The sequence below is a fragment of the Pseudomonas sp. GL_091 genome (assembly GCF_057837725.1).
The window spans coordinates 5,232,004-5,254,793 of the sequence record NZ_CM174451.1; the positions used below are offsets into that span (position 1 = coordinate 5,232,004).

General features: G+C 60.2%; 18 protein-coding genes. 2 read left to right on the forward strand and 16 right to left on the reverse strand.

Annotation, left to right across the window (positions count from 1 at the left end; translation table 11 throughout):
• Positions 1–11: 11 nt before the first annotated feature.
• The 6 genes from AC3ITY_RS23695 to AC3ITY_RS23720 form a co-directional block, all read right to left on the reverse strand.
• Positions 12–1,790, reverse strand: coding sequence for an acyl-CoA dehydrogenase C-terminal domain-containing protein (locus AC3ITY_RS23695; RefSeq protein WP_489305312.1), 1,779 nt, complete (start codon positions 1,788–1,790; stop codon positions 12–14).
• Entirely contained in the window at positions 1,783–4,347 is a 2,565-nt protein-coding gene (locus tag AC3ITY_RS23700) for an efflux RND transporter permease subunit (protein WP_489305314.1), read from the reverse strand. Before AC3ITY_RS23700 ends, AC3ITY_RS23695 begins: the two co-directional genes overlap by 8 nt.
• Positions 4,348–4,363: 16 nt before the next feature.
• Positions 4,364–5,458, reverse strand: a complete 1,095-nt coding sequence (locus AC3ITY_RS23705) for a WD40/YVTN/BNR-like repeat-containing protein (protein ID WP_489305315.1) — start codon at positions 5,456–5,458, stop codon at positions 4,364–4,366.
• Between the two features lie 156 nt (positions 5,459–5,614).
• Positions 5,615–6,970 (reverse strand): DUF1329 domain-containing protein, encoded by a 1,356-nt coding sequence (locus AC3ITY_RS23710; protein ID WP_223454596.1) that lies wholly within the window; start codon positions 6,968–6,970, stop codon positions 5,615–5,617.
• A 39-nt stretch (positions 6,971–7,009) separates the two neighbouring features.
• Positions 7,010–8,881 (reverse strand): DUF1302 domain-containing protein, encoded by a 1,872-nt coding sequence (locus tag AC3ITY_RS23715; RefSeq protein ID WP_489305316.1) that lies wholly within the window; start codon positions 8,879–8,881, stop codon positions 7,010–7,012.
• A 111-nt stretch (positions 8,882–8,992) separates the two neighbouring features.
• The gene (locus tag AC3ITY_RS23720; protein ID WP_223454600.1) at positions 8,993–9,547 is read right to left on the reverse strand and encodes an RBBP9/YdeN family alpha/beta hydrolase; all 555 of its coding nucleotides are present in this window, start codon (positions 9,545–9,547) and stop codon (positions 8,993–8,995) included.
• 257 nt (positions 9,548–9,804) lie between these two features.
• On the opposite strand from AC3ITY_RS23720, the gene AC3ITY_RS23725 reads away from it, so the two are divergent.
• The gene (locus AC3ITY_RS23725) at positions 9,805–10,824 is read left to right on the forward strand and encodes an AraC family transcriptional regulator (RefSeq protein ID WP_489305317.1); all 1,020 of its coding nucleotides are present in this window, start codon (positions 9,805–9,807) and stop codon (positions 10,822–10,824) included.
• A gap of 130 nt (positions 10,825–10,954) precedes the next feature.
• Here the strand turns inward: AC3ITY_RS23725 and AC3ITY_RS23730 are convergent, their stop codons facing one another.
• From AC3ITY_RS23730 to AC3ITY_RS23775, 10 genes are all read right to left on the reverse strand, one after another.
• Positions 10,955–11,965: a YeiH family protein gene (locus AC3ITY_RS23730; RefSeq protein ID WP_489305318.1), complete on the reverse strand. Its 1,011-nt coding sequence runs from the start codon at positions 11,963–11,965 to the stop codon at positions 10,955–10,957.
• Complete coding sequence (locus tag AC3ITY_RS23735; RefSeq protein ID WP_489305319.1) at positions 11,962–12,288, reverse strand: Rieske (2Fe-2S) protein; 327 nt, start codon at positions 12,286–12,288, stop codon at positions 11,962–11,964. The genes AC3ITY_RS23730 and AC3ITY_RS23735 overlap by 4 nt, the downstream gene beginning before the upstream one ends.
• Positions 12,285–12,947, reverse strand: coding sequence for a DsbA family oxidoreductase (locus AC3ITY_RS23740; protein WP_489305320.1), 663 nt, complete (start codon positions 12,945–12,947; stop codon positions 12,285–12,287). Before AC3ITY_RS23740 ends, AC3ITY_RS23735 begins: the two co-directional genes overlap by 4 nt.
• Entirely contained in the window at positions 12,944–14,275 is a 1,332-nt protein-coding gene (locus tag AC3ITY_RS23745) for an MFS transporter (protein ID WP_489305322.1), read from the reverse strand. The genes AC3ITY_RS23740 and AC3ITY_RS23745 overlap by 4 nt, the downstream gene beginning before the upstream one ends.
• A gap of 108 nt (positions 14,276–14,383) precedes the next feature.
• Positions 14,384–15,436, reverse strand: a complete 1,053-nt coding sequence (locus AC3ITY_RS23750; protein ID WP_489305324.1) for a beta-keto acid cleavage family enzyme — start codon at positions 15,434–15,436, stop codon at positions 14,384–14,386.
• 78 nt (positions 15,437–15,514) lie between these two features.
• A complete protein-coding gene (locus AC3ITY_RS23755; RefSeq protein ID WP_489305325.1) occupies positions 15,515–16,363 on the reverse strand; it encodes a TauD/TfdA dioxygenase family protein in 849 nt (282 codons plus the stop codon).
• 14 nt (positions 16,364–16,377) lie between these two features.
• Positions 16,378–17,358, reverse strand: a complete 981-nt coding sequence (locus tag AC3ITY_RS23760; RefSeq protein ID WP_489305326.1) for a quinone oxidoreductase family protein — start codon at positions 17,356–17,358, stop codon at positions 16,378–16,380.
• Between the two features lie 249 nt (positions 17,359–17,607).
• Positions 17,608–18,576 carry a DNA-binding transcriptional regulator DsdC gene (gene dsdC / locus AC3ITY_RS23765; RefSeq protein WP_489310984.1) on the reverse strand — a complete coding sequence of 323 codons (969 nt, stop codon included), beginning with the start codon at positions 18,574–18,576 and terminating at the stop codon, positions 17,608–17,610.
• 160 nt (positions 18,577–18,736) lie between these two features.
• Complete coding sequence (gene dsdA, locus AC3ITY_RS23770; protein ID WP_489305327.1) at positions 18,737–20,089, reverse strand: D-serine ammonia-lyase; 1,353 nt, start codon at positions 20,087–20,089, stop codon at positions 18,737–18,739.
• 43 nt (positions 20,090–20,132) lie between these two features.
• Positions 20,133–21,473: a GntT/GntP/DsdX family permease gene (locus AC3ITY_RS23775; RefSeq protein ID WP_489305328.1), complete on the reverse strand. Its 1,341-nt coding sequence runs from the start codon at positions 21,471–21,473 to the stop codon at positions 20,133–20,135.
• 455 nt (positions 21,474–21,928) lie between these two features.
• On the opposite strand from AC3ITY_RS23775, the gene AC3ITY_RS23780 reads away from it, so the two are divergent.
• Positions 21,929–22,780, forward strand: a complete 852-nt coding sequence (locus tag AC3ITY_RS23780) for a sugar phosphate isomerase/epimerase family protein (RefSeq protein ID WP_489305329.1) — start codon at positions 21,929–21,931, stop codon at positions 22,778–22,780.
• The last annotated feature ends 10 nt before the right edge of the window (positions 22,781–22,790 follow it).

A 22,790-nucleotide genomic window follows, 5' to 3' on the forward strand; every position in this document is an offset into this window, starting at 1 on the left:
ACCTTCCTGATTCAGAACTGCGCCGCATCCAGCGAGTAGAGGCTGTCGCTACCGGCTTTGACCGAAGTGCTCAGTGAGTGGATGCGCGGTAGCAGGCGGGCGAAGTAGAAGCGTGCGGTGCCCAGTTTGCTGGCGTAAAAGTCATCGTCGGTCTGTTTGCCCAGGGCCGCTTTGGCCATCAGGGCCCACATGTAGGCATAGGTGGTGTAGCCAAATACCTGCAGGTACTCGACCGAGGCCGCGCCGATTTCATTCGGGTTGCCCTGGGCCCGGTCGAGCAGCCACGCCGTCAGTTCGTCGAGGGTGTCCATGGCGGCGTTCAACGGCTGGGTGAACTCTCCAAGCTCTGCGCTGGCGTTGGCGGTGAAGTGGCGAACTTCAGCGGCAAACAAACGGTAGAGCGCCCCGCCGCTGCCGACGATCTTGCGCCCGGCCAGGTCCAGGGACTGGATACCATTGGTGCCTTCGTAAATCTGGGTAATGCGCACATCGCGCACCAACTGCTCCTGGCCCCACTCGCGGATGTAGCCATGGCCGCCGAAAATCATCTGCCCGTGCAGGGTAGTTTCCAGGCCCATGTCGGTAAGAAACGCCTTGGCGATCGGGGTCAGCAAGGCCACCAACTCTTGGGCGCGGGTACGCGCCGTCGGGTCTTCGCTGTACTTGGCGGTGTCCAGTTGCAGGGCCACGTAGCTGGAAAACGCCCGCCCACCCTCGTTCAACGCTTTCATGGTCAACAGCATGCGCCGCACGTCCGGATGCACGATGATCGGGTCGGCGGCCTGGTCCTGGTGCTGCGCACCGGTTGGCGCACGGCTCTGCAGACGATCACGGGCATACTCGACGGCGCTCTGGTACGAGCGTTCGCCCTGCGCCAGGCCCTGGATTCCCACGCCCAGGCGTTCGTAGTTCATCATCGTGAACATCGCCGCCAGGCCCTTGTTCGGCGCGTCGACGATCCAGCCCGTCGCCCCGTCAAAGTTCATCACGCAGGTGGCGGACGCCTTGATGCCCATCTTGTGTTCGATGGAGCCGCAGGACAGCGAATTACACTCGCCCAGCGAACCGTCGTCATTGACCATCACCTTGGGCACCAGGAACAGCGAAATGCCTTTGGGCCCCGCGGGTGCATCCGGCAGTCGGGCCAGCACCAGGTGGATGATGTTCTCGGTCAGATCGTGTTCGCCACCGGTAATGAAAATCTTGCTCCCGCTGACCTTGTAGCTACCGTCGGGCTGGGGCTCGGCCCGGGTGCGAATCAGCCCCAGGTCAGTGCCGGCATGGGCCTCGGTCAGGCACATGGAGCCGCTCCAGACCCCGGCATACATATTGGGCAGATACTTCCTTTTCAGGCCTTCGCTGGCATGCGCATCGAGCGACAGGCAGGCACCGGCGGTCAGCATCGGGTACTGGCCGAACGACAGGTTGGCCGAGGTGACCATTTCCTCGACCTGGGCGCAGATCACCTTGGGCATGCCCATGCCACCGAACTGCGGGTTGCCACCGACACCGACCCAACCGCCGTCGGCGAAGGCTTGATAGGCCTCGGCAAAACCCTCCGGGACTTTCACTGTGCCATTGTTCCAGGAGCAACCTTGCTCGTCGCCACTGCGGCGCAGCGGTGCGATGCTGCCAGCGCTGATCTTGCCGGCCTCTTCGAGGATGGCGGCAGCCGTTGCTTCGTCGACTGCCTCGGCCAGACCGGGCAGTTGTGCCCAAAGCCTGGACACCTCGAAGACTTCATTGAGTACGAAGCGCATGTCGCGCAAAGGGGCTTTGTAATCAGACATGGTGGGCTTGCTCGGTCAATGTGAGGGCATGAGGCATGCCTGTTTTTTGGGGATGGCCGGTCTCACTGACGGGCAGCAGCGACTCATGCACCACTGGCTCATCCGAGGCCGTACGACGGTTCAGCGAGGGCCCGCGCAACAGGAAGTACGACAGAGCGGGAATGAGGATCAGCGCGCCGAGCATGTTCCACAGGAACATGAAGGTCAGCAGGATGCCCATGTCGGCCTGGAACTTGATCGGCGACCAGACCCAGCACACCACCCCGGCAGCCAGGGTGATGCCCACCAGCCCGACCACCCGACCGGTGAACGACACCGCTTTTCGGTAGGCATCCGCCAGCGACAGACCCTGGCGCTGGTGGTACAGCTGAACGCTGAGCAAATACAGCGCGTAATCCACACCGATCCCGACGCCGAGGGCGATCACCGGCAGGGTCGCGACCTTCACCCCGATGCCCATCACCACCATCAAGGCTTCGCAGAGGATCGAGGTCAGCACCAGCGGCAACAGGGCCACCAGCGTGGCGCGCCAGCTGCGGAAGGTGATCAGGCAGAACAGCGTCACCGCGGCATACACGTAAAACAGCATGGTGCGGTTAGCTTCGCGCACCACGATGTTGGTCGCGGCCTCGATGCCGGCACTACCGGCGGCGAGCAGGAACTGGCGATCCTTGGTGCTGTTTTCCTTGGCGAACTTGTCGGCAATCGCCACCACCGCGTCTAGCGTCTCAGCCTTGTGGTCAGTGAGAAAGGCAATCACCGGCATCAGCGAGCAGTCGTTGTTGAACAACTCAGGCGAGTTGACCGAGGCTTGTTGCGCGGCATAGTTCAGCACGTCCTGATTGCGCTGGATGCTGTTGAGCTTGGGATTGCCTTCATAGGTGCCGGCCGTAATCTGGCGCACCGCGTTGACCAGCGAAGACGTCGCCTGCACGCCCGGATACTGTTGCAGCTCCCAGGCCAGACGGTCGGCGAGGACCAGGGTCTGGTAGTTCAGGCAGCCTTCCGGCGCCGTCTTGATCATCACCGCGAACATATCACTGGACAGTGCATAGTGGCTGGTGATGTAGGCGTTGTCGCGGTTATAGCGCGAATCGGCACGCAACTCCGGCGCCCCGCTGTCGAGGTCGCCGATTTTCAGTTGCAGGCTGATCATGAAGCCGCCGATGCCCATCAGCGTGGCCACCAATACCGCCCCCGTGGCCCACTTGCGCGTGGTGAAGCGATCGAGCGCGTCCCACAGTTTGCCGAAGCCTTTATGCTTTTCTGCACGAGTGTCGATTTTCAGCGCACGCTCGGCGGCCTTGGCGCCGACACCGATGTAAGACAGCGCCACCGGCATCAGCAGCAAGGAGGTAAAAATCAGCACCGCGACGCCAATGCTGGCGGTGATCGCCAGATCCTGGATCACCGGGATATCGATCAGCATCAGCACGGCGAAACCCACGGCGTCGGCCAGCAGCGCGGTGACGCCGGCAATGAACAGGCGGCGAAAGGTGTAGCGCGCGGCAATCAGTTTATGGGTGCCACGGGCGATGTCCTGCATGATGCCGTTCATCTTCTGTGCGGCGTGGGACACGCCGATGGCGAAGATCAGGAACGGCACCAGCACCGAGTACGGATCGATGGCATAACCCAGCCAGGCGACGATGCCCAATTGCCAGACCACCGCGATCAGCGAGCAACCGACCACCAGCAGGGTGCTGCGCACGCAACGGGTGTAGGCATAGATAATCACCAGCGACGTGACGACCGCAAGACCGAAGAACATCATCACCTGGATCAGGCCGTCGATCAGGTCGCCCATGAGTTTTGCGAAGCCGATCACCCGCACCTTGTATTGGCCCGTGCCCTCTGCTCCGGCCTTGCGCGCGGCGCTGTCGCCAGCGAACTCGATCTTGTCGCGCAGCTGTTCTTCGAGCAACCGCGAGAACTGGTGGTAGTTGATGCTCTGGCCAGTGGCCGAGGCCTTGTCCAGCAATGGCACGATCAGCATGCTCGACTTGTAGTCGCTGGCCACCAGGCTGCCGACGATGCCGGCGCGAGAAATGTTCTGGCGCAACTGTTCGATTTGCTCAGGCTTGCCCTGGTAGGCGTCGGGCATCACCGGCCCACCCTGGAAGCCTTCCTGAGTGACTTCGGTCCAGCGCACCCCTGGGCTCCATAGCGACTTCATCCAGGAGCGGTCGACGCCTTCAGTGAGGAACAACTGGTCGTTGACCTGCTTGAGTACGTCCAGGTAACCGGGGTCGAAAATATCGCCCTGGGTGTTTTCGACCACCACCCGCACCGAGTTGCCCAGGCCGCGCAGCGACTGGCGGTTCTCCAGGAAATTCTGGATGTACGGCTGGCTCTGCGGAATCATCTTCTCGAAGCTGGGCCGCAGTTCCAGACGGGTCAGCGCCATGTAGCCCAGCACCACGGTGGCCAGCGCCATCAGCAGCATGAACAGCGGGCGGAAGTTGAACACCAGCCGCTCCAGCCGGTTGCCAGAGCACCGATCGAAGTCACGCAGCTCGCGGATCACCGGCATGGCGTCTTGTTTGATATTGCCCATGTCTGGGTTCTCGCTCTTAAGGTTCGAGGGCTGGGTCGACGGACAACGTCCGCGCACCACGGCTGCCGGCCAGCACCAAGGCACCAGCGGCGGACTGGGTGGCGCCGGCTATCGGCGTCGGCGTCGGTGCCGGTTGCTGCACCAGATGCAGTTGCGCGCCAGTGCCCTGGCTGACCAGCATCTGCCCACCCTGGGTGAACAGGCGGTAATGACCACGGGCATCAATCAGGCCAGCGGTGATGCTGACGTGCAGGCCGGTGTCCAGCGCGGTCCAGTTCTGGCCGCCATCGGTGCTGCGCAGCACATTGCCGCGCAAGCCGTAGACCAGCACTTCGCCAGGCTTGCCGAGCACGCCGAAGAAGCTGCCCTGATAAGGCGTTGGCACGGCGGCGAAGCGTTGGGCGCTGTCGTCCCATTTGAGCAACAGGCCTTGCTCGCCGGCGATGTACAAACCGTCGCCGGTGGAGGCGATGGCGTTGAGGTGGAAACCCTGGGGGTTGTCGGTGCGATCCTGAAACGGCGTCCAGCTCTGGCCACCGTCTTCGGTGCGCAGGATCAGGTTGAACACCCCGACCACATAGCCGGTTTTGTCGTTGGCGAACCACACATCGAGGAACGGCTTGTCGGCGCCCTGCTCGACCAGGCGCTGACCCTCGGCGACCAGCAGCGGCCACTGCTCGTTGGCCGGCTGGGCACTGGCCAGCGCTTCATAATGCTTGACCAGCAAGGCGCCGATCTGACGACCATCGAGCTGCTTGTGCCAGGTGGTACCGGCATCGCCGCTGTGCAGCACGACACCGTCGTTACCGACCGCCCAGCCCTGTTTGGCGGAAGGAAAAAACACCGCTGTCAGATCGCTGCTCAGCGGGACGCTGGCCTGCAGCCACTGCTTGCCAGCGTCATCGGAGTAAAGAATATGGCCACGCTGGCCAACAGTGACCAGGCGCTCACCTGCACGAGCGATGCCGATCAAGGGGCTACGCACGGCCAAAGGACTCGGCTTGGCGGGCAGATCCAGCACATCGGCATAACCGGCCGCCTGAGCGACACCCTGCGATAACGCCAGCATCGAGCACATCAGCGCCAGCACGAAATTTTTCAAGGAACCCATACCGCACCTTCTAGGAAAACGGCACCGGAAAGCACACGAGGTACAGCCCGGCGTCGGAGTCGGCAACCCAGGACGAACGACGCTCAGGCCGTCCATCTTCCAGTCACTCTGCCGGGGGATCTCTACCGATCGCCCCGGACTGTTATCGCCTGACGCTTAGCGGATGCCGGACGCTGCCAGCGCATCCGGAGCCCACTGCGCCTTCGACAGAGACTCGATGTACTTGATGCCGCCGTACGCGCCCGTGATGCCGTTGATGTTGTAGGAACCGCCCACCAGGTCGTAGATCATGAAAGGCGAGACATCGGGGATGTTTTTGTCGTAACTCTGGCTGAGGAAGGCGAAGGAGCCACGGTAGAGCTTGCCGCTGGAGTCATACTGGTCAGAAGCCAAAGCGATCCAGCTGTCTTCATCCAGGTACATGCGGCGCTTCTGGTAGATGTGCCGCGCGCCGGACTTGAGCGTGCCTTCCACCACCCAGACGCGGTGTTTCTCCCAGCGCACAAAGTCAGATGCGATGTGGTTGGGGGTCGTCAGTTGCTTGGCGTCCACAGCGTAAGTCAGCTTGTAGGTGTTGTAGGGCACGACCATTTCCTGCTTGCCCACCAGCTTCCAGTCGAAGCGGTCCAACGCACCGTTGAACACGAACACGTCGTCGTAAGTACCGGCACCGCCCGTACCAGGGTTAGGCGTGTCATAGGCCAGGTCCGGCGCCAGCTTCACTCGACGCTGGCCAGGCAGGTACTGCCAGCTGCGGCGTGGCTGCTCCAATGGGTTGGCCGTGTCCTTGAGCATGATTGCCTCTCCCGCACGGCGCGCAGGACCGGTGTAATACAGCTTCATCTGAAAGAACACGTCAGTGCTCTTGAACGGCTTCGACATGTCGTCGTAGATCGGATAGTTCGAGAACGACAGCGCCGTGGTGGACAGTGTCGGTACACCCGCCGAGTCAACGTTCCAGGAGTCATATTTGACATTGCGATTGCCCCCTACGCGCAGCAGGTGGTTCCACATGGCTTCACTGCCCGAGGTCGGGATCGGGAACGGCACGCCGGGCAGCAAGTTATCGATGGACAGACCGCCATTGATGGACTGGGTACCGGTGGCATTTTTCACGCTGTTGTCCAGCACCGCCTGAGGCAGGGCGACAGTGCGATGGGTCGGATACACATTGATGTGGTAAGTGGGATAGCGCCTGGCAAGCTCTGCCGTGGTGGCGGTCAACTGACTCTTGTACTGGTCAACGTTCTTGCCATCGATGACCAACAGCGGCTTCTCGTCGGCAAACGGGTCCGGACGCATGCCGTCGCCCGCCTTGAAGCCGGCTGGCGGGGTGGTCAGGCCGCCTTTGTAGGCTGGAATCGAACCATCGGCATTAGCTGCCATCTCGGCGCCCACATTGGTCAGGCTGGTGCCCAACCTGGCTGCCTCCTGAGCCGATACAGCCGCTTGGGCCTGACCGGCAATGACAGCCGCCAGGGAAGCTGCCAACACGCTATTTAGCAATTTCATCTGAATTCTCTCCACTTGTTTTTGTGATCTGAGCGTCAATCAGAAGGTGGTTTTGAACGAGGCCGTGAGCATCCCGCGATCCTTCAGCAGCGGCGCCAGGCCTGCCTGCGAAGTGATCTGGCCGGGAATGCAGCGGTACTGCCCACTACTGCCGGGGGTGTTGTTATCGAGCCCGGTTTCACAGGTATTGAAAGGACCAAAAGAATCCACGTACTTCAGGTCGAATTTGTACTTTTGATAGACGTCCGCGGCGATGCCTACGGAGTAGCTGCCGGCGTTCTCGCTGCCACCCAACTGGACAGCCGAGTTGCCCTTGAGGCCGACGTTGTAGGAGACGGGCATGGACATATCGACCCCCGGGAATACCTGGAACCAGGTCGGGGTGAAGTTGGTCGCGATGGAGTAGGCATTGGTGTCGACTTTGTCGATGCCCTGGTAGCTGGAATTGCCCTTGAAGGACTGCTCGCCCTTGTCGACGCTGACCAGATGAGTCATGGAACCTTCTACAGCCAGCGAGGACGAGTCCCACAACGGGGTATTGCCGAAACTCACCAGGCCATTGAGTACCACGTGGAAAGTCTTGCCACGGGCCGTTCCGGTGTCACCTCTGCCCGGTACGGCTCCGATAAGGTTGTCGCCGTTGACCAGACCCTGCGCAGCCTGTGCACTCAAGGTCGGGTTGATGGTGGTGAAATTGCTCAGCAGCGGCATGTTCTCGCGATAGTTCACATCAAGCCCGACGCTGACCGGACCCACATTTTTCGACAGGCTGATGCCGTAGATGTCGATGTCATCGGCATAAGCGGCCAGGTATTCGGCACCCGCGAGCCCCGGCAGACCTGGCTGTTGCAGGTTGGGCGCATTGACCAGCACCACTGGCATCGGGTCCGAGGTGTTGCGGTAGTAGAAGCCCAAGGTGCCGTCCAGCCACTCCGGACTCCACTTGGCCATCAGCCCGAAGTCGCCGGAGTTGTTTGGCTTGACGTCATGCCCGCGCGGCGTACCGAAAAAAGCACCGGCCCCGTTCAGCGCCGTCGGTACCGGCAGCCAGAACACATCCCCGCCTTCGCCGAACATGTCGTAGCCGCCCATATAGGTTCCACCCTCAGGCAGACGGGTGTTGCGGAACTCCAGGAAGTACTGCGCGCCCAGGGTCAGTTCTGGATTGACGGTGAACGACATGGAAAGCTGGTTGCGCGGGAGGAACAGCTCCTTGGTTTCGGTGCCCGGCACGTTGTACAACTTGGCCAGGTCCAGGGCCGACTGACCGTAGTTGATGCCGTTGGCCGCGTTGAACAGGGTCTCGCCCCAGAACATGTTGTGCCTGCCGAGCTTGCTGCTGAACATCGACTCCTCGCCGACCTCGCTGCTGTAGAACACAAAGGCATCAAGGATCTCACCGGAGGGGCCGTTGTAATAACGGTCGCTGTAGTTGCTCAGCCCATGCTTGCGTGCAACGTGGCCGTTCAGCGAGTCGCCTGGCTGAATAGAGCCAGACTGACGAGCCGCAACCAGGTTACCCGCATTGCCCGCCTGCCCTGGAAAAGGGTTGGAGTTGGAACCGACATCGTCATAGGCATGGTCATACCAGCTCGCGGCGCTGACACGAAAACCCATCTTCCGTTGGTAGACCACATCGAGCTCGGTCAGCAGATCGACCCGCTGGGTCACAGCACTGCCGACGCTGAAGTTTTTGTCGCCGTCGTTATAGTTGGCGGCGTTGGCAATCTTCGAATTCTGACCTTGCACCCGTTGACCGTAACTGGCCTTGAGGGTGTTATCGAAGCGCACGGCCCAATCTTCACTGCCATTGTTCAGTTCAAAGGCATAGGCAGCCGGCATGGAAGCGAGCAGCGTGGCGGTAGCCAGCAGACTGCGACGCAGAGGGCTCTGCCCTGTCGTGGTGTGCATTACGTTGTCTCCGTTTTTTGTTGTTTTTGTTTTTTGGCTCTAACAACGGCCCACATCAGGTCCTGGCGGTGATGCGAGCTTCTTCAGGTGGTTTTATTCAGGTGCTTGCGTCTAGCGATCCAGCGTGCGGATAAAGTCTTCGGCCTGCGGCCACTCGCCGTATCCGGCTGCTGGATTGAGATGGCCTACGGCACCGAGGTTGACCAGTTCGCTGCCCCAGTGACGGGCCATTTGGGTCACCGACTCCAGGCTCGCAAGGTGGTCGTTGGTACTGGCCGCGACGATCGCAGGGAATGGCAGAGGCCCTTTTGGCAGCGGATCCCAGCCATTGGCCCGCAGGCTCTCGGAGGTCGGATAACCTATTGGCCATTTGGCCTCAAGGTCAGGCGGTGCGGCCAACAAGGCGCCCTTGATCGGGCGGTCATGACGGGCGGCCCAGTGCACCACCATCAGCACACCGGCACTGTGAGCCACCAGGATCACCGGGCCGGAAATCTTCTCCAGCTCGTGCTGGATCGCGTCCACTCGTGCCGCCAGACTGAGCTTGTTGTCTTCCAGTGGCGGTACTGAGCGAACCTTGTCCAACCTGGTTGCCAGCAGCGTTTGCCAATGTGCCGGCACATGATCGCGCAAGCCCGGAACTATCAAAATCGTGGTGTCATTCATCGCGCTATTCACCCTTGAACAATCCATCGAGCGGGTCCGCCAATATTTCGAACCCTGCCAGCAGCACAGTAGGATTCGCCTTGTCGGAGCGGGTTACATTTAGCGTCAGCCACTTCCCTTTTGATGACAGCGCCTCAGAATCGACCCGACAGCTTTACGACGCCAAGCGCTTTTCATTTCACGGCCAAGCCTCTATAACTGGCAGGCAACTGCGACAGCGAGATCTCATTTGTCACAACATGGAATGTATGCACGCCATGCCCGTACAAGCACGAACCGCCGTACTGACCAATTACCTGGATGTGGCTCGCCATCTACGGCTGAACGCGATCACCCTGTTAGCCGAAGTGGGCTTGAGCCCTGCGCTTCTGAGTGATCCGAGTCAACGCATCCCGGCCACCGCCAGCATCATCCTGCTGGAGAAGTCGGCGCGCCTGAGTGGTTGTGAAACCCTCGGCCTGCGCATGGCCGAGCTGCGTCAACTCGCGGACTTTGGTGAAGTGAGTCTGCTGCTCAGTCACCAGAACACGCTTCGCGATGCGCTGAATGTGATCGTGCACTATCGTCAGCAGATCAATGAGTCACTGGCGATCTACATTGAGGAAACCGGTAGTACGGTGATCATTCGCGAAGAACTGGTTACCGACATGGGCACCAACAACCGCCAATCCATCGAATTGGCCATCGCCGTGATGCACCGCTTTTGCGCAGCCCTGCTCGGCGCGCACTGGCACCCGATCAATGTCTGTTTCTCCCATGAAGCTCCGACAGACCTGTCCGTGCATCGACGGATCTTCGGCTGCAAGGTGGACTTCGGCTGCGAGTTCAACGGCATCGTTTGTCATGCCGCCAACCTCGACACCGCCAACCCGCTGGCCAATGCGGCCATGGCCCGTCACGCGCAGCGCTACATGGATTCGCTGCTGGGCAAAAACGACCACTCCGTGGCATTCGACGTGCGCAAATCCATTTACATGTTGCTCCCCATGGGTCGCGCGACCATTGCGCAGATCGCCCAGAGCCTGGGTATGAACGTACGCACCCTGCAGCGCCGCCTGGACGAAGAAGGGGCCAGCTTCAGTGAGTTGATCAGTAGCGTGCGTCGCGACCTGGTGGTTCGCTACCTGGAGAACCCCGGGTACTCGTTGGGACGGATCGCCGACATGCTCGGCTACTCCATGCCCAATTCATTCACGCGCTGGTTCATTTCCCAGTTCAACATGCCTCCAGCCGCCTGGCGCAGTGAGCGCAAGATCGTGCCGCGCAAAGACAGCTGATGCGCCCCGCAGCAAAAAAAACGGTCATCTGCTGGAACAGACGACCGTGAATGGAGCACTTGCGGGGTACGACACTTGACTCACGTTCGCGCTGTCCAGTGAGTCGCGCAATCCTCGATAGCGCGTAGGTTTACAAACCCCAGCGCATCAGTAACAGCACCAGAGCAATCAGGAAGACCGTCTCCCCCACCATCAGCAGGATGGGCTTGATACCCACCGCGGCAAGCTCCTTGAGCTGGGTCTTCATGCCCAGGGCGCTGATGGCGATGACCAGGCACCAGCGCGACAGTTCGTTGGTCAATCCCTGCACTGCCGGGACGACCCAGCCCGTACTGTTGACGCACGCGAGAAACAGGAAGCCCACGGCGAACCAGGGTAGCAACGGCGGTCGTTTACCCGTCGGGTCGACGCCCTGCGTGCGGGAAATCATCGCTGCGCAAACGATCACCGGCAGGAGCATGGCCACTCGCATCAACTTGACCACAGTGGCGGTATCGCCAGTCTCGGTAGACATGCTGTAGCCGGCACCCACCACCTGGGCAACGTCGTGAATGGTGGCACCGAGGAACACCCCGGCCAACTGGGGATTCAGCTCGAGCCAGTTGGCGATCATCGGGTAGACGATCATGGCCAGGGTCGACAGTGCCGACACGCCAATCACGGTGAACAGCGTGGCGCGCTCTTTCTGCGGATGGTTGGGAAAAGACGCCGCCAGCGCCAACGCCGCGGAGGCACCGCAAATGGCCGTAGCGCCACCGGTGAGCATGCCGAACAGACGCTGGAACCCCATGGCCTTGGCCGCCACCATCGAGACGAGGATGGTCACCACGACCGAGATCACCACCAGGGCCGCCGGTTTCCAGCCCAGCGCGGCGATCTGTTCGAGGGTGATACGCATGCCCAGCAACGCTACGCCGATGCGTAGCACGGTACGTGAGGTGAACTCGATACCGGCCTTGCACTTGCCGTCGCTGGCGAGGAAATTCAGTGCCATACCGAGCAGCAGCGCGAACAGCATGACCGGCGCACCATAGTGCTCGGAAAGAAAACTCGCCGCTGCGGCAACTATCAGGCTGACGATAAAACCGGGGAGCCGTTCTTGTACGCGGCCGTGGACATAGGCCAGAGCAATGGCACTCATAATGCAGTCTCCCTGGAAGCGATGACAATGAACACTTGGCCGTCGACCACCTCGACCGGGTAGTTGGCAACCTTCACGCTGTTTGAATTGAGCAGGTAGCCGCTCGCCAGGTCGAAGCGCAGGCCATGGGCACAGCACTGGATCACCCGCCCCTCAAGTCGGCCACCGCACAGTGAGGCCCCCTGATGCGGACAGCTGTCGTCGATGGCGTAGAGCTGGCCGGCGACATTGAACAAAGCCATGCTGCTGCCCGCCGGCTCGAACAGCGTGCGCATGCCAAGTGCCGGGACTTTCTCGGGCGGCACCGCAATGCGCCGACTCATACCGATTGACTCCCGGTCACGTCTTGCGCAAGGGCTTGGTGCATGGCCTGCAACAGCACCTCGGCCGGCTGCGCACCGGACACCACCTGGCGCCGGTTGAAGATGAAATAAGGCACCCCCCGGGCGCCCATCCCGTCATCATCGAAGGGGCAGTGAGCACCCAGCAGACAGTCGGCCAGGGCCGCGCGTGGATAGCCACAGGACTCGGCGATCGCCAACAGGGTGGCACTGTCTGCGAGATCCTTGCCGCGATGAAAATAGGCGCCGAACAGCTGCTCCAGCAAAGCGTCGCGCTGCGCCACGCTCCCCAGTTCAGCGGCGCACTCCAACAGGCGATGGGCATCGGCGGTATTGGGCATCGTCTTGATGCTGCTGAAGTCGATGCTCAGGCCTACGGCGGCTGCGGCCTGCCGGACTTGCGCCTGGCGTGCTTGCACGGCCTCGGCGCTGCCCAGGCGCTTTTGGTAGAACTCGACAAAAGGCACACCTTGCGCCGGCAGGTGCGGCAGCAACTGCACGCCATGCCAGACCAGCTCCAACTCGATCTCCGGGTGGCTGGCGCGCAACTTCGTGAGTGCGCGATTGAGCTGACGCTTGCCAATCAGGCACCAGGGGCAAATGAAGTCGAAGAACGCATCAACACGCAATACCCTCGTCACGACGACACCTCCATCACCGCTTTAGCGGGCGCTTGATCGACCGCCTCACCCTGCACACGGGACATGTCATCGAGATAGTGACAGCGGATATAGAAGAACACCGCTGCTGCCGCAATGCTCATCAGCGGCACCAGCTGGAAGGCCCCGTGCAGGCCGATAAGATCGGACACTCTGCCGGTGACGAAAGGCCCTGGGGCCAGGCCGAGCAAATTATTGACCAGGGTCAGGGTGGCAAAAGCAGTGCCATGCACTTTGTAGTGGGTCAGGTTCGCGATCGTGGCAATGGTCGGGCCGTTGACGCCAGTCACCAATAGCATGGCCAGGCCGATCAGCCCCAACTGCACAGGACCGGTCGACTGAACCAACGCCAGCGACATCAGCAGGCAACTGCCCAGGCAGAACACCATGGACATCTCGATCTTGCGCAACGGCGATTGACGGCACAGGCGATCACTGAGCATGCCGCAGAGAATCGCCCCGGCGCCGCAGCACAGCACCATGACGCCTGCCACAACCCCGGCCTTGCCCTCGCCCATCCCGTAATAGCGGTTGAAAAAGCTCGGCATCCACACAATCATGCTACCGGCAACGAACGTCTGCAGGCCGCTGGCGACATAAGCGGCGATCACCGAACGCGTGCCGTACAAGGTGCGCAGCGGACGCTTGACCGCCGTTTTGGCATTGCTCCCGACCGTGGCGAGGCGCTGCGGGGCAATACGCGCCTCCTTGACGATGATCGGGTAAAGCGCCGCCAGCAGCAGGCCAAACAGCGCCATGCTGGCGAACGACCAACGCCAGCCCAGCTTGACCGCAATCGCCCCGCCGATGGAGATACCCAACACCGAGCCGAACATGGCACCCGCCATGAAGGCACTGGCGAGGGTCGCACGCATGCTTTTGGGAAACACCGACACCACCACGGCGATGCCGACGCTACCGTAGGCCGCCTCGCCGACGCCCACCATGAAGCGCGCAAACAACATTTCCGGGTAGTTCTGTGCCAGGGCACAGCCCAGGGTGGCCAGGCTCCACAGCATGGCCATCAGCGCCAGGCTCTTGACCCGGCCAAAGCGGTCGGCCAGCAGCGACAGGGGAATGGTCAGTAGGCCCACCATCAGCGCGACAATGCCGCTCAGCAGACCGAGTTGGCCGTCGCTCAGCGTCCACTCGTTCTTGAGAATCGGGAACACGGCATTGAGTACCTGCCGTGACATGTAATCGGAAATCAACAAGCCAAAGGTCAGCACAAACACAATCCAGGCGTACCGTCGCGGAATGCCAATCGAAGTATCCATTTCATCGGCCACAGTACTGTGATGAAACGCCATGCTGCCTCCTCGGTGTCTAGCACCCGTTTTGTTATTGTTTTTGGTCTTGCTCACGCGTTCAGGTGGGCAGGGGCAGAACGCCACTGGCTTCCTGCCCCGCCATCTGGATTACCCGCGCTGTGGTACGCCCTTCTGACTCGGCTTGCGGTTCGGTGCCATGCCGTTGGCCAACAGGGTTTCTTCAACAGTCTTGTATTGCACACCGATACGGTAGATGTCGCGCGCCTCTTTACCGGTGGCGATTTCACGCCCCAGCTCGTGAGCGATACGCACCGTCTGCTTGACCTGCGCTACGGAAGAGAAGCGCTTGCCGTGTTGATCGATAATGGTGTCTTCATTACCGAGCCGTGGGTGCAAGCCCATGGCCAGGGCAATGGTATTAAGTGGCAGGACGTTCTTGAGCAGCGACTCGGCAGTCAAGGTACAACGATCCGGTACGCGATTGATGAAGTTCATCAGGTTCATCGGGTTCGGGCCGTCGAAACCACCGCCAATGCCGATCCAGGTCAGGTTCAAAGGGCCCTTGTAGACGCCCTTGCGCACCAGGCGCTCGAGGGTTTCGTAGGCATGAATGCCGGTCAGCTGGAAGTGCGGCTGGATATTGCTGGCTTGCAGGCGCTTGAGGTGTTCGGCGACCCAGGCAGGACCTGCCGGTACGGTCATTTCGCTATACGCGGCATTGGTCACCGGATCAAGCAGGGAGGTGCCTTCAATGCCTTGCGGGAACAGCAGCTCCGCGATATTCATCTGAATGGTGTTGATGGCGATGGTGACCTGATCCGGCTTCGGCGTCAGCTCCGCCAGCATGTGCCGGGTATCATCGGAGAGCCACAGGGCTTCCGCGCCTTCGCCTTCAGGGGCAAAGGAAATCGAGCCGCCGACCTGGATGATCATGTCCGGCACGGCTTCACGCACACCGGCGATCAACTCGTTGAACTTGGACAGGCGCTTGGAGCCTTTACCGTCCAGTTCGCGCACATGCAAGTGCAGCACAGTGGCGCCTGCTTCATAGCAGTCGACAGCCGCCTGCACGTGCTCGTCCATGGTCATCGGAATGTCTTCAGGGAAGTCTCCCGGCATCCACTGTGGGGCGTAAGGGGCGACAGTAATCACCACTTTTTCCATGTTTTCCGGGTGCAGGGAATCGTCGAAAAACTGCATGCTTATCTCCTGTTTTTATTGTGGCCCGCCCGACGGACTGTACGGAGCGAGCGCTGGAACGGGTGTCGGTGAGGTTGCTCAGTAGGTCTTTTCGCCAATGATCCCGGCACGCTCCATCTTGCGATGGCAGGGTGGGTAATCCATCACGGCGTAGTGCTGAGTGCTGCGGTTGTCCCAGATGGCGATGCTGTTAGGCTTCCAGCGCCAGCGCACCTGATACTCCGGAATGTGGGCCTGGCTGGTCAGGTGACGCAGTAGCTCGGAGGAGCCCTGGGTAAAATCCTGACCGACACGCACACGTTCAGCCGTGTGGAAGTTGGTGAAGTGAGTCGTGAAGGAATTGACGAACAGCACCTTCTCGCCAGTCTCTGGATGAGTGCGCACCACGGGGTGCTCAGCGTCCGGGTACTGGGCCTTGAGCGCCAGGCGCCGTTCGATCGGCATCGCCGCACCGAAGGTCGCCTCGATGCTATGACGGGCACGAAGGCCTTCGATCTTCGCTTTAATCTCGTCTGGCAGATGCTTGTAAGCCTCCACCATGTTGGCCCACATGGTGTCACCACCGACTGGCGGGCACTCCAGGCAACGCAGCACGCTGCCCATCGGCGGCGCCTCGCGCCAGGTGGCGTCGGTGTGCCAGGAGTTCTCGTAACGGTCGATCGGGCTGTCCGGATTCTTGTAGACCTGTACCAGGCCAGGATAATCCGGGTGGCTGCCGATGACCGGGTGATCCTCCAGTTCGCCGAAGCGTTGGGCAAAGGCCACATGCTCGGCGCGACTGATGTCCTGGTCGCGCAAAAACAGCACGCGATGCTTGAGCAACTGGACGCGGATCTCGGCGAACAGGCCGTCGTCATGGACGGCATCGGCAAGGTTGACGCCCGTCAGCTCTGCGCCAATGCTGCAGGTGAGTTGTTCGACTTGCATGGCGGCAGACCTCCTCAGATGACGAAAATCGATGAGCCAGTGGTCTTGCGCGACTCCAGATCACGATGAGCCTGCACAGCATCCTGCAAGCAGTAATGCTGGTTGATCCCGATCTTGATCTTGCCGCTCCCGACCAGGCCGAACAGCTCACCGGCCAGGTCAGCCTTTTCTGCCGGGTCGGCGATGTAATCTGCCAGTGCCGGACGCGTCATGAACAGTGAGCCTTTCATCGCCAGCTGCGCTGGACTGAAGGGAGGAATCGGACCGGATGCAGTACCGACGCAGACCATCAGGCCACGACGCTTGAGAGAGTCCAGCGAGCCCTCGAACGTGCTCTTGCCAACGCTATCGAACACCACGTTGACACCCACGCCGTCGGTCAACTCACGCACGCGCCTGGCCACATCCTCGTGACTGTAATTGATCACATGGTCGCAACCATGAGCACGGGCGAGTTCAGCCTTGGCCTCGCTGGACACGGTGCCGATCACCTTCAGGCCTTGCAGCTTGGCCCACTGCGAGACGATCAGGCCGACACCACCGGCGGCAGCGTGCAGCAGGATGCTGTCACCGGCCTTGAAGTCATAGATGCGACGCATCAGATACGCCGAGGTAAGCCCGCGCATGGTCATGGCCGCCGCTGTCTCGAAAGAGATGTTTTCCGGCAGCTTGATCAACGGCGCAGCCGGGATCAGGCGCTCGGTGCTGTAGGCGCCGAGGGTGTTGGTAAAGCCGGTATAGGTGACCCGATCCCCGACCACCACATTGCTCACGCCCTCGCCCACCGACTCCACCACACCGGCGGCTTCAACGCCGATGCCATTGGGCATCGGGATCGGGTAAGTGCCATTGCGAAAGTAGGTGTCGGCATAGTTGAGGCCGACCGCTACGTGGCGAAGTCGAACCTCACCAGGACCAGGGTCGCCAACCTCGACCTCTTCAAAACGAAGAACCTCGGGACCACCGGTTTCATAAAATCGTACGACTTGAGCCATGCTTTTTTTCTCCAATCAGCGTTCTGGGTGCACTGCGGCGATTACGTTGACTGGAATGTAAGCTGCAGGCTTTCCGAACGCGTCTCATCAAACGACAGCGCCGTCACATTTGATGACAAACGGCGTCATTGGGCACCTTCCTCCCCCGGTGACGTCCCTATCTGCATATTTGACTCAGGCGTGGCGCTCGATAGCGGCGGCTTCACCGACTGGAGGCTGGCCTGACCACCCACATGTACGCATGCCGCATCAGAACAGGTTGTCGTTCTCATCCAGGGGTGATGATTGACGCGCGCATTCTCGTAGCCAGTTCATGAAAACCAGCAATCGCTTGGGAACAGTACCGAGCGGTGGGTGAACCAGATAATAATCGTAGTGGCCTGAGCGGCTGAATTCAGCGAGCGGCAGAACGAGCTCGCCGCGATCAACTCGCTTCTGCACAAGCTGTTGACGGCCAATCGCAATGCCGGCGTGGTTCATGGCCGCTGTCACACTCAAATCAGAGCGATCGAAGGTCAAGCTTCGCTTGGGCAGTGCCGCGAGCAGGTTGTGTTGCTCTGCCCAAAGCGTCCACTCGGCATCATAAGCCGCATGATCCCAGGCCAGGGAGTCATGCAAGGTTGTGCAGTACCTCAGGTTGTCCGGGTTCTCCTCCAGGCGATGGCGTCGCGCATAGTCAGGACTGCACACGGGGGCCAGCCGCTCTCGCATCAACCGATGGCTCGTCAGCCCGGGAAACTCGCCATTGGCATAGTACAGGGCCAGGTCAATTTTACGGGTTCGAAAATCGACATTGTCATTGCCTGTCCGCAGGTCCAGTGACACCAGAGGATAACGCTCAATAAAGTCAGCCAGCCTCGGAACCAGCCAGCATTGGGCGATGGAAGGCCTTACATAGAGCGCGATCGAGCCGGCAATTTCCGCCTGTGACGATTGCTCCAGTGCCTCGGACAATTCTCCCATCGCATTCTGGAGTATTTCGAAGATACGCTCGCCTTCGTCGGTCAGGCTGACCTGCCGGGTCAGGCGCTGGAACAGTTTCATCGATAACGCGGCTTCCAGCCGACTTATACGGTGGCTCACGGCGCTTGCAGTCAAACACAGTTCCTGCGCCGCACGGGTGAAGCTCAGATGACGAGCGGCAACCAAAAAGGTGTGAAGGTTCGCGAACTGGCTGCTGTTGAGCCTGGAGCTGATACGAGGAGGAAGGTTGAGCACGACAGTTTCCCTCAAACCAAAAAGCCGCTTTGCGTTGTACGCCTTTGCAGCGGTCAAACGTACCGAATGTGGCAAGACGTTCATCTTGCCACATTCGGTTTACGCTTAAATCGGCGATAACTCTGTCAAGGCCTGGCCATTGCGCTCCATTCAGGCCCGATTAACCATTGGCGAGCAATTCACGACCCTTGGCCAGATAAGCGTCCATCTCGTCGCAAGGCACCATATTGCCGCCCGTTGCCCACACCAGATGGGTGGCTTGCGTCATGGCCTGGCTGTCCAGGTGCGCGCGAGCCAGGTAGCCCTGCCGGTCGGCATGGACTCTGGCAATGCCGGGCACACCGGCGAGCGCGGATGGCTCCAGGCGCACACCTTCGCTGCGCTCCATCAGTGCCAGCAAACTGTACATTTCCTCGTCGCTGACCGTGTAGAAACCATCAAGCAAGCGCTGCATGGCCTTGCCGACAAAACCTGAAGCGCGTCCGACGGCGAGGCCGTCAGCAGCCGTCACGTTATCAATGCCGAAGTCTTGCACGCTCACTTCGTCGTGCAGGCCGGTATAGACGCCCAGCATCATGCATGGCGAGTGTGTGGGCTCGGCGAAGATGCAATGGACAGCATCGCCGAAGGCCAGCTTCAGACCGAAGGCCACGCCGCCAGGCGCGCCACCCACTCCACAGGGCAGGTAAACAAACAATGGATGTTGCGCATCCACGGTGATGTCAGCCGCTGCCAATTGCTTTTTCAGGCGCTCACCAGCCACCGAGTAGCCCAGGAACAGGTTGACCGAGTTCTCATCGTCCACAAAATGGCAGGCTGGATCGGACTCCGCTTGTTGGCGGCCTTGCGCAACGGCCACGCTGTAATCGGAGGAGTACTCAATAACGGTAACGCCGTGTGAGCGTAATTTGTCTTTCTTCCATTGCCGCGCATCCGCCGACATATGCACGGTCACCTGGAAACCCAATGCCGCCCCCATGATGCCGATGGACATGCCAAGGTTGCCGGTCGAGCCGACGGCTATTTTGTATTGGCCGAAAAAGGCCCGCGCCTTATCGCTGTCCAGCACCGCGTAGTCGTCGTCAAGCGACAACAGATTCGCGGCCAACGCCAGGTCTTCGGCATGCTTGAGCACCTCATAGATACCACCGCGCGCCTTGATCGAGCCCGAAATCGGCAGATGGCTGTCCCGCTTGAGCCACAGCGCCCCTTCCAATGCCTGACCGTAGCGCTCGCCAAGCAACTGCTGCAGTTGAGGCACGGGCAGAATGTCCGATTCGATAATGCCGCCACTGCATTGCGTTTCCGGAAACGCTCGCCGCAGGTAAGAAGCAAAACGCGTCAGTCGCGCGCTGGCATCGGCGACGTCTTCGGCCGTCAACCCCACATCGCCAATCGATTCCGCGACCGGCGCCACGGCAGGGTTGAACCAAGTGGTTTCTTGCAGCGCGACCAGATCGCGAATCAAAGGATAACTGGCGTACCAGCTTTCAAGGGGTCTTCCCAAAATCATGACGTGGTCCCTTTAAATAATCAGGATGAAAATACGGGTGAAATCAAACGAATTGCGACAACAGCAGGGTCAGCCCCAGCGCAATCAATGAAGCCAGTACGGTGGCCGAGGTGAACTTCTTCAACGCATCGGCTAGCGAGACACCCAGGTACTCCTTGACCACCCAGAAGGCAGAGTCCGTCACATGGGTCCAGCCAATGGCGCCGGCACCGATGGCAATGCAGATAATTTCCTTACTCACGGTTGGATGAGCGCTCAGCATCGGCATCACCATGCCGGCGGCGCTGATCATGGCCACCGTCGCTGAACCGACGGCGAAGTGCATCAAGCCTGCCACCAACCACGCCAGGACGATGGGATTCATGTTCAATTGCGTCAACGAACCGGACAGCGCGTTACCCACGCCGCTGTCGACCAGGATGCCGTTGAACGCCCCACCGGCACCGATGATCAGCAGAATGCTGGCCAGCGCAGGAAAGCTCTTCTGAGTGTGCTTGAGCAAGTCAGGCATTGATAAGCCGCGGCGCAAACCCAGTGCCCAGTAAGCGAACACCACAGCAATGGACAGTGCTATCAGCGGTGTCCCCAGGAACGAAACGATGCTGAAGAGCACGGAGTCATGGGGCAGTCCGGCCGCCAAACTTTTGCCGACCATCAGCAGAAGTGGCAACAGGATGGTCAGCAGCGTCAAGCCAAGGCCTGGCAAGTCCCGGGTCGCGCTGTCAACGCAATGTTCGTCCAGAAAAGCTTCTTGAGCGTCAGGTGCTTCACTCTTGCAGACCAGCTTGATCCACAGCGGCCCGGCAATGATGGCGGTAGGCAGCGCGATAATGAGGCCATACACGATAACCTTGCCGACATCGGCTCCCAGCAGCCCGGTGATGGCCATGGCGGCAGGGTGCGGGGGCAACATGCAATGAACCGCCATCAGCGACACGGCCAAGGGCACGCCCAGGTACAGAAGGTTGATCCGGGTCTCTTTGGCGACCACATAGATCAGGGGAATCAGCAGAACGAATCCAACCTCGAAGAACACAGGTATACCCGCGATAAACCCTACAAGCATCATGGCCCATGAGGCACGCTCTTTACCCAGGGCGCTCAATAGCGTCTGGGCAATTCGCTCCGCGCCACCGGACTCTTCAAGCATCTTGCCGAGTATGCCGCCAAGGCCAATGATCGTTGCCAGGAACCCGAGCGTTCCACCGACACCTTTTTCATATGAAGAGACAATTTGCGCCAGTGGCATGCCTGAACCGATGCCGACCACAAAGCTCGCTGCGGTCAAGGCCAGGAATGCGTGGACACGAACTTTGACGATGAGAAAAACGATCAGAATGATGGCGCAAAACAACACCAGCAATAGAGTGGGACCACTGTGCATACAATCTCCTGAAGAGCTTTTATTGTTGAAATGAGTGATCTGGGTCACTCAGCTTTTCGGCATTAGAGAGTGCGACACAGGGAGCTGACAAAGGATGGATTTTCAAGGGATGGATGACATGAGGTCATCTATGGTGAGTGTGTGGCGTGAAGCGATGAAAGTTCGAGCCTCACCTTCCATGAAGTCGCTTGGGAGTCTTCAAAATGATGCCGTAATAATGGCATCTCTCGCTAATAGCCAACGTAGTCACGTACTCGCCCTCAAAACCCCTCCTGGCCAACGGGATAAGTAGCTAGCTATTTGTTAATGAAAGTCTGAAGTATTCATTTGAACTTTCAGATTCTTTCAGCGCGCGGCCTGTGCCTAACATCGACTCCACAGCGAACCAGCCTCCTGGCAGCCTGGCGCCGTCGAAGTGCATTTGCAGTAGGCCTTGGGATTTTTGAGGATCACCGATGAAGCTGGAAATTTTCCGCACGCTGTGGGGTTACACCGCCAGCAAGGCTCAGGCGCTCGAGGAGTTGCTGCAAGCGGGCTTTGATGGCATGGAGGCACGCCTGCCACTGGACGCCCGTGAGCGGACCGAGTTCGGCGCCTTTCTGCAGGCCAATCGCCTGGGCTATATCAGCACAGTCTTCACCGCGTACGACGTGCTGCCGGACCAGTCGGCAACGCCTGTCGTCCACCTCAATGACCTCGACCAGAAACTCGCCTGGGCCGCCGAACTCGGCCCACGCTTCGTCAACGTGCTGGCGGGCAATGATCGCTGGTCCTTGCCACAACAAGTGGAGTTTTTCGGCCAGGCGCTGGATCTGGCGCGCAAGCACGGCCAGGTCTGCAGTTTCGAAACCCACCGTTCGCGTTCGCTGTTCAACCCCTGGGTGACCCTGGAGTTGATTCGGCAACTGCCCGAGCTGTTGTTTACCAGTGACATCAGCCATTGGGTCGTGACTTGCGAGCGCCTGTTGAATGATCCGGCCGATGACCTGAGCGCTTTCATCGAGCGGGTTCACCATATCCAGGCCCGGGTCGGTTATGACCAGGGGCCTCAGGTTCCGCACCCGGCGGCTCCCGAATATGCAAGGGAACTGGCCTTCCATCAGCAACACTGGGAAAGCATCTGGCGCTCGCAGCAAGCCCGCGGTTACCGGGTCAGCACCCTGACCCCGGAGTTCGGTGCCGACGGCTACCTGCATCATTTGCCCTTCACCAATGTCCCGGTCGCCGACCTGTGGTCATTGAACGTGTGGATGGGCCAGACCGAGCGCGAACACTTCGACCGTTTCAGCCACTCAAGCAATCCTTAGGGAGCCGATG

Bases quoted from the DNA above. Each gene is read 5' to 3' on its own strand.
- AC3ITY_RS23730 (WP_489305318.1), bottom strand. From the start codon at position 11,965: ATGAGTGCCATTGCTCTGGCCTATGTCCACGGCCGCGTACAAGAACGG.
- AC3ITY_RS23755 (WP_489305325.1), bottom strand. From the start codon at position 16,363: ATGCAAGTCGAACAACTCACCTGCAGCATTGGCGCAGAGCTGACGGGC.
- AC3ITY_RS23715 (WP_489305316.1), bottom strand. From the start codon at position 8,881: ATGCACACCACGACAGGGCAGAGCCCTCTGCGTCGCAGTCTGCTGGCT.
- AC3ITY_RS23720 (WP_223454600.1), bottom strand. From the start codon at position 9,547: ATGAATGACACCACGATTTTGATAGTTCCGGGCTTGCGCGATCATGTG.
- AC3ITY_RS23750 (WP_489305324.1), bottom strand. From the start codon at position 15,436: ATGCAGTTTTTCGACGATTCCCTGCACCCGGAAAACATGGAAAAAGTG.
- AC3ITY_RS23725 (WP_489305317.1), top strand. From the start codon at position 9,805: ATGCCCGTACAAGCACGAACCGCCGTACTGACCAATTACCTGGATGTG.
- AC3ITY_RS23735 (WP_489305319.1), bottom strand. From the start codon at position 12,288: ATGAGTCGGCGCATTGCGGTGCCGCCCGAGAAAGTCCCGGCACTTGGC.
- AC3ITY_RS23710 (WP_223454596.1), bottom strand. From the start codon at position 6,970: ATGAAATTGCTAAATAGCGTGTTGGCAGCTTCCCTGGCGGCTGTCATT.
- AC3ITY_RS23780 (WP_489305329.1), top strand. From the start codon at position 21,929: ATGAAGCTGGAAATTTTCCGCACGCTGTGGGGTTACACCGCCAGCAAG.
- AC3ITY_RS23745 (WP_489305322.1), bottom strand. From the start codon at position 14,275: ATGGCGTTTCATCACAGTACTGTGGCCGATGAAATGGATACTTCGATT.
- AC3ITY_RS23700 (WP_489305314.1), bottom strand. From the start codon at position 4,347: ATGGGCAATATCAAACAAGACGCCATGCCGGTGATCCGCGAGCTGCGT.
- AC3ITY_RS23695 (WP_489305312.1), bottom strand. From the start codon at position 1,790: ATGTCTGATTACAAAGCCCCTTTGCGCGACATGCGCTTCGTACTCAAT.
- dsdA (WP_489305327.1), bottom strand. From the start codon at position 20,089: ATGATTTTGGGAAGACCCCTTGAAAGCTGGTACGCCAGTTATCCTTTG.
- AC3ITY_RS23760 (WP_489305326.1), bottom strand. From the start codon at position 17,358: ATGGCTCAAGTCGTACGATTTTATGAAACCGGTGGTCCCGAGGTTCTT.
- AC3ITY_RS23705 (WP_489305315.1), bottom strand. From the start codon at position 5,458: ATGGGTTCCTTGAAAAATTTCGTGCTGGCGCTGATGTGCTCGATGCTG.
- AC3ITY_RS23775 (WP_489305328.1), bottom strand. From the start codon at position 21,473: ATGCACAGTGGTCCCACTCTATTGCTGGTGTTGTTTTGCGCCATCATT.